Source organism: Phenylobacterium sp., from assembly GCF_031360265.1.
Taxonomy (GTDB): Bacteria; Pseudomonadota; Alphaproteobacteria; order Caulobacterales; family Caulobacteraceae; genus Phenylobacterium.
This window is the reverse complement of the sequence record NZ_JANMBF010000196.1, coordinates 1-6,444: the sequence shown is the minus strand read 5'-3', so window position 1 is coordinate 6,444 and position 6,444 is coordinate 1. Positions and strand designations below refer to the sequence as shown.

The 6,444-nt window shown below is 68.8% G+C and carries 7 protein-coding genes; 5 read left to right on the top strand and 2 right to left on the bottom strand.

The genetic code is table 11. The features are described 5' to 3' along the window. Window positions 1-179: 179 nt before the first annotated feature. Window positions 180-2,711, bottom strand: coding sequence for a TonB-dependent receptor (locus tag RMN86_RS18095; RefSeq protein ID WP_309607258.1), 2,532 nt, complete (start codon window positions 2,709-2,711; stop codon window positions 180-182). A gap of 652 nt (window positions 2,712-3,363) precedes the next feature. Between RMN86_RS18095 and RMN86_RS18090 the strand changes: the two genes are divergently transcribed. Genes RMN86_RS18090 through RMN86_RS18075 form a run of 4 tightly spaced genes read left to right on the top strand, consistent with a single transcriptional unit; the run spans window position 3,364 to window position 5,202 of the window. Further along, the gene (locus RMN86_RS18090; RefSeq protein ID WP_309607257.1) at window positions 3,364-3,603 is read left to right on the top strand and encodes a hypothetical protein; all 240 of its coding nucleotides are present in this window, start codon (window positions 3,364-3,366) and stop codon (window positions 3,601-3,603) included. A 7-nt stretch (window positions 3,604-3,610) separates the two neighbouring features. Continuing rightward, a complete protein-coding gene (locus RMN86_RS18085) occupies window positions 3,611-3,964 on the top strand; it encodes a helix-turn-helix domain-containing protein (protein WP_309607256.1) in 354 nt (117 codons plus the stop codon). A 12-nt stretch (window positions 3,965-3,976) separates the two neighbouring features. Further along, entirely contained in the window at window positions 3,977-4,489 is a 513-nt protein-coding gene (locus RMN86_RS18080) for an arsenate reductase ArsC (protein WP_309607255.1), read from the top strand. After that, complete coding sequence (locus RMN86_RS18075) at window positions 4,486-5,202, top strand: MIP/aquaporin family protein (protein ID WP_309607254.1); 717 nt, start codon at window positions 4,486-4,488, stop codon at window positions 5,200-5,202. Before RMN86_RS18080 ends, RMN86_RS18075 begins: the two co-directional genes overlap by 4 nt. 27 nt (window positions 5,203-5,229) lie before the next feature. On the opposite strand, the gene queF is transcribed toward RMN86_RS18075, so the two are convergent. Beyond that, on the bottom strand, window positions 5,230-5,685 hold the full coding sequence (gene queF / locus RMN86_RS18070; protein WP_309607253.1) for a preQ(1) synthase: 456 nt from the start codon (window positions 5,683-5,685) through the stop codon (window positions 5,230-5,232). Window positions 5,686-5,788: 103 nt separating this feature from the next. Between queF and RMN86_RS18065 the strand changes: the two genes are divergently transcribed. Continuing rightward, the coding region (locus tag RMN86_RS18065; RefSeq protein ID WP_309607252.1) for an SDR family oxidoreductase at window positions 5,789-6,444 on the top strand (656 nt) is incomplete at its 3' end.

Sequence of the window (6,444 nt, the reverse complement as noted above, 5' to 3'; positions counted from 1 at the left end):
CCTGACAAACCCCAAACGCTGTCTTCCCGGACGGCTGAAAAGCCGATCCGGGACCCAGAGCGGCCCGCGCTGGACTGTGGGTCCCGGCGCTCCAGCCTGCGTGCGCAGGCTTGCGGCCGGGATGACAGGGAAGATTTAGGGTCTGCTAAGCTGAGTTCGTTGCCTTCCCCAAGGCCAGGTCAGAAGTTGAAGGTCACCCGCGCGTAATAGTACCCGCCGTTGATCCCGTAGGGCGAGAACTGCGCCGGCTCGCCGTAGACGTTGTTACCGCTCAGCGGACGCACGCCGCCTGAGCCGTCGGGAACGTTCGGCACGCCGGGCGGGCGCTGGTCGAACAGGTTGTTGGCGCCGATATCGATCTTCAGGGACTCGGTCAGGTTGTAGCCGACGTCGATGTCGGTGATCCCGGTGGCGCCGACGGTGAATTTCCGCGCCTCGGGACCGGTGCCCGCGCCGCTGAAGTCGAGGATCGTGCTCACCGAGCCATAGACCACCTCGCGCAGGTTGACGCTCCACTTGCCCTTGGTCCAGTAGGAGCCGAGCACCGCCTTTTCCTTGGGCGAGGCCGTGGTCAGCGTGCTCAGCGCCGTGGGGCTGAGGATGCTGGTCTGGCCGAACGCCGCGTTGGCCACCGCCGCGGGGAGCGGCTTCAGACTGGTCACCGTGGTCTCGTTGTAGTTGAGGCCCAAGGACCAGTCGACGTGGCCGTACTCTTCGAAGTCGGACGCGTAGCTGGCGGTCAGTTCGACGCCGCGGGTGCGGGTGTTGGCCCCGTTGGTGAACACCGCGATGCCGACATAGGTGACGCTGGGGTCGAGGATATTGCCGTGCGCGGCGATCGCGGCCAGCGCGCCGGGGGACACCACCGTCGTGCCGAGCAGGCCGAGCAGCGTTCCGGTGTTGACGATCCGGTCGCGGATTTCGATCTGATAGGCGTCGGCGGTGATCTGCAGGCGCTCCACCGGATGGGCGACGAAGCCGATGCTATAGTTGGTGGATTTCTCGGGCCTCAGGTTCTGGAACCCGACCAGGTGCGCGGCCGGCGAGTTCGGCGGCAGGTTCACCACGGCGAAGGTCGGCGCGACGTTGGTCGCCGAATAGAACTCCTCGGCGAGCGTCGGCGCCCGGAAGCCGGTGCTGACCGTGCCACGCAGGGCGAAGGCCGGGCTGAAGTCGTAGCGCGCCGTCAGCTTGCCGACCGTCGTGTTGCCGAAGTCGCTGTAGTGCTCATAGCGGGCCGCGAGATCCACCTTGAGGTTCTCCACCGGGTTGACCGCCAGGTCGATGTAGCCGGCATAGTTGGTGCGCGAATGGTTGGCCGCGTCGGTCGGCTGGAAGCCCGGATAGGACTGGCCGCCTTCCTTGTAGATCGAGGCCGGGTCTCCGGTGCTGATGTCGTAGGTCTCCTTGCGGGCTTCCGCGCCGAAGGCGACGTTGAGGGGCGAGGCGGCCCCCACGTCGAACGCCCTGGAGACATCCAGGTTGCCCGTCCACTCGGAGCTGACGAACGCGCCGTCGAAGAAGTTGCGCGGGGTCGTGTGCGTGTCGACGAACAGCGAGGAATTGCCCGAATTCAGCGTCGAGATCTCGTTCTTGTCGCGGCCGTAGGTGGTGGAGAGATCCCACGCCCAGTCCGCGACGACGCCCTTCATGCCGCCGGTGACGGAGAAGTCGTCCTCCCTCAGGGCTTCCCGCGGGTTGAAGCCGTTGGGGAAGGGAATCAGTTCGCCCGGGGTCGTGACGTCCCCGCGGACGCCCAGCACGGTCGAGCCTCTCACCCGCGAGGGCAGCCGGTAGTTCTCGTAGGCCGAGGCCTTGCGGTGGCTGTAGCTGCCGAAGCTGTAGAGCTGGACCTCTCCCAGGTCGTAGCCGGCGTTGTAGAAGCCGCTGTAGATGTTGGACGCGGTGTCGCCATAGATGTGGTTGACCCGGGGATAGTCCGGCGCGTTCTTCACGCCCGCCGCGTCGACCGGGTTGAGGCCGGCCTTCAGCGTGCCGTCCAGGTTGAACAGGCGCCGGTCCGCGCCGCCCTGTTGGCTGAAGTCGTGATAGCGGGTCTCGGCGGTCAGGTTGATGAACCCCTTGTCGCCGAGCGGCAGGCCGATGTTCGCCGACAGGGCGCCGGTGGCCCCGCCGTTCGAATAGTAGGCGCCGCCCGTGCCGCTGATCGACCCGCCGTGGTTGGCGGACTTCAGGATGATGTTGACCACGCCTGCGATGGCGTCCGAGCCGTACTGGGCCGCCGCGCCGTCCTGCAGCACTTCGACATGGTCGATGGCGCCGACGGGGATCAGGCCGAGGTCCGGCGTCGCCGCGCCCTGGAACACGCCCGGGGCGACATGCAGATTGCCGGTGGAGTGGCGGCGCTTGCCGTCAACCAGCACCAGGGTGTTGTTGGGGTTCAGGCCGCGCAGTTGCGCCGACAGGGTCAGCGCCCCGGTGTCGGTGCCGAAGGCCTCGGAATTGAACGACGGCAGGTTCTGCGTCAGGGCCTGGATCAGGTCCGGCTGGCCGACGCGCTTCAGCGCCAGGCCGCCCACCACCTGCACCGGGGCGGCGCTGTCCTCGGCCTTGACGCCGGTCACCCGGGTGCCGGTGACGATGACTTCCGAGACGCCGGCCGTGGCGTCGGCGGCCGCGGCGGCCATGGCGGCCGGTGCGACGAGCGCGGAAAGCACGATCAGGCTTGCGCCCATGTACAGATGTTTCATGACTTCAGATCCTCAATATTGATCGCCTGGACCGGCAGGTCCGGCGCCAGCTCCGCCCTCTCTGCCATCACGGGCGGTGCGAAAGCCGGTCCTATTGGCCGGGGACACCATGTCGGGTCGCCGACTTTGTCAAACCTTGCGACCCGCCGGACGCGGCAATTTGTGACAGTCTTGCATAAAAGCCACAGGCGCCGTTCGCCGACCTGAGCAGATCTTCCCAGGTGATCGCGAACTCGGTTGATGACCAGACGTCTACTCTTGCTCAACATCACCGGTCTTGCGAGTCTGCCCCGGGAGGCCGTCACGCGGCGGCCCGGTCCCCGGGGGCGGTGATCCATGCGCGGCGCGAGTTTTCCAGGTCCAGCCGCCTCGACGGCTCCCGCAGGGCTACGAACTCAGGTCAATTTTTCAGGCGATACCCCCAAATTCCTGTCATCCCGGACGGCCGAAGAGCCGATCCGGGACCCAGAAGGCTTGCGCGGGACGCTGGGTCCCGGCTCTCCAGCCTGCGAGCGCAGGCTTGCGGCCGGGATGACCGAGAAAATTTGCGTTCTGTTAACCCGAGTTCGTGGCCTCGACGGCTCCCGGATGACCATTGACGATTCTTTATTTCCCGAACTATAGAATTCTTAGCGGATCGGGGGAGACCGACATGAGACGTCTGCACGTGAACGTGTCCGACCTTGCGAGGTCCATCCGCTTCCATGAAGCCTGTTCGGACAAGAGCGGGGTGACCGATCCCCCCCGCGTCCGGAGGGAAACCTTCTTCACCCTCGGCGAGGCGACCGCCGACGGCAAGGACGCCTCCAGCGCGGCTATGGCTGCGCCAGCCGAGAGCTCCCTGGCCAGTTGCGCGGGCGCGCCCATGGCCGCCGCCGCCACCTACGGCTGACGCCGCCATGGAACCCCAGACCGCCGTCAGCGCGCTTTCGGCCCTTGCCCATCCTGGCCGGCTCGAGGTGTTCCGCCTGCTGGTCCGCGCGGGCGAGGCGGGGCTGGCCGCGGGCGAGATCGCCAGGGCCACCGGCAGCCTGGCCAACACCCTCTCCACCAACCTTGGCATTCTGGCGGCCGCGGGGCTGGTCACCTCGGCGCGGAACGGGCGGTCCATCATCTACGCCGCCGGCTACGACCGAATGCGCGATCTACTGGCCTTCCTCCTGGAGGACTGCTGCGGCGGCAAGCCCCAGATCTGCGGCCCCCTGGCCGAGATCGCCAGCCGCTGTTGCCAGGCTGAAGCCCGCGCCTGTTGATCCGGAGGCCCGATGTCCGAGCGCACCTACAACGTCCTGTTCCTCTGCACCGGCAATTCGGCCCGGTCGATCCTCGCCGAGGCGCTGCTCGCCAGCCTCGGACAGGGTCGCTTTGTCGCCTATTCCGCGGGGTCGAACCCCAAGGGCGCGGTCAACCCGGGGACCTTTCCCATCGTCGAGCGGCTGGGCTTCTCCCCGTCCCGGTTCCGGTCGAAATCCTGGGATGAGTTCGCCGCGCCCGGCGCCCCGCCGCTCGATTTCGTTATCACCGTCTGCGATGACGCCGCCGGCGAGGTCTGCCCGGTCTGGCCGGGCCAGCCCATGACCGGCCACTGGGGAATTCCCGACCCGGCCGCGGTGACCGGCACGGCGACGGAGATCGCGCTGGCCTTTGCCGAGACCAGCCGCCAGCTGCGCAACCGCATGGAGCTGTTTCTGGCCCTGCCGATCGCCACCCTCGACCGGACGTCCCTGCAAACCCGGATAGGCGAGATCGGCGCAGCAGCCGTCCAGAACGCGCTATGAGGGACGCGAAGGCGCCAGCCGACGCCAGCCTTGAACCTCCCCTGGGACCTTTCACGTTCGCCCGCCGCATCGCCGCCGAGGTCCTGGGCGCGGCCTTGCTGCTGGCCATCGTGGTCGGCTCCGGGATCATGGGCGAGCGGCTGGCCGGCGGCAACACGGCCATCGCGCTGCTCGGCAATACGCTGGCGACCGGCGCGGGCCTAGTGGTGCTGATCACCGTCTTCGGGCCGGTCTCCGGCGCCCACTTCAACCCGGCGGTCACCCTGGCCTTCGCGATCCGGCGTGAGCTTACGGTCAGGCTCGCCCTGGCCTATGTCGCGGCCCAGACCGTCGGCGCCGTGCTCGGGACGTTCATCGCCCACGCCATGTTCGCCGAACCCATTCTGCAGGTCGCGACCAAGCTCCGCGATGGGCCGGCGCAGGCGGGGTCGGAGTTTGTCGCCACGTTCGGACTGCTGGCGACCATCTTGGGAACCCTGCGGTTCCGTCCGGACTTCACGCCCTGCGCGGTCGGTCTCTACATCACCTCGGCCTACTGGTTCACGGCGTCCACCGCCTTCGCAAACCCGGCCGTGACGCTCGCCCGCAGCCTGTCGGACACCTTCGCCGGCATCGCGCCGAGCTCGGCGCCGGCGTTCATCGTCGCCCAACTGGCGGGGGCCGTGGCGGCCGTCCTGACCTTCGGCTGGCTCCTCGATGCCCGACGCGCCTGACGCCTCCGCGGACACTCCGGGCGCGCGTCAGCCGCGCCCGCGGTACGGGGCCACGCCCTGGTCGGGCAGCCACAGGCCATCCGGCGGCGCGCCGCTCTGCCAGAACACGTCGATCGGGATGCCGCCGCGCGGGAACCAGTAGCCGCCGATGCGCAGCCAGCGCGGCTCCGCCACGGCGACCATGCGCCGTCCGATCGCCACCGTGCAGTCCTCATGAAACGCGCCGTGGTCGCGGAACGACCCCAGATAGAGCTTCAGCGACTTGGACTCGATCAGCCAGTCGCCCGGCGCATAGTCGATCACCAGGTGGGCGAAGTCCGGCTGGCCGGTCACCGGGCAGAGCGAGGTGAACTCCGGCGCCGTGAACCGCGCCAGATACAGCGTATCGGCCTGCGGGTTGGCCACGCGCTCCAGCACCGCCGCCTCGGGGCTGGAAAAGCCCCGCGCCGCGTGGCCGAGCTGGGTCAGTCGGGTCTCGTCCATGCCGGCCGCTTTAGCCCCGCCGCCCGGCCCCCGCAACCGAGACAGCCGCCTCGCGAGCGGCTATCAGGCTTACAGGGCCTACAGGGCTTAAAGGGAGGCGAGCATGGCCGTCGGCGGATTTCAGGACTTCGTGGTGGTTGTCACCGGCGCCTCGACCGGTCTCGGCCGGGCCATCGCCATCGAGACCGCGCGCCAGGGCGCCGCGACCGTGGTGGTCAACTACGCCCGCAGCCGCGATGAGGCCGCTGAGACCGCCAGGCTGGTCGAGGCCGAGGGCGCCCGCGCCGTGGTCGTGCAGGGCGACGTGGCCTCCGACGCCGACTGCCGCGCGATCGCCGCCGCCGCGGCGCCCTTCGGCCGCATCGACGCCCTGTTCAACAACGCCGGGACCACGCGCTTCGCCAACCACGCCGACCTCGACGCCGTCTCCGCCCAGGACTTCCTCGACCTCTATGCGGTCAACGTCATCGGCGCCTACCAGATGGTCCGCGCCTGCCGCGCCCTGCTGGAAGCCGCCCCCCAGCCGGGCGCCGTGGTCAACACCGCCTCCATCGCCGGCGTCACCGGCATCGGCTCCTCGATCCCCTACGCCGCCTCCAAGGGCGCCTTGACCACCATGACGCTCTCGCTGGCCCGCGCCCTGGCCCCGAAGATCCGGGTCAATGCGGTCTGCCCGGGCTTCATCGACACGCCCTGGTTCGGCAAGGGCCTGCCCGACGCCGCCGTCGACCGCATCCGCGCCAACGCCGCGGCCGGCAC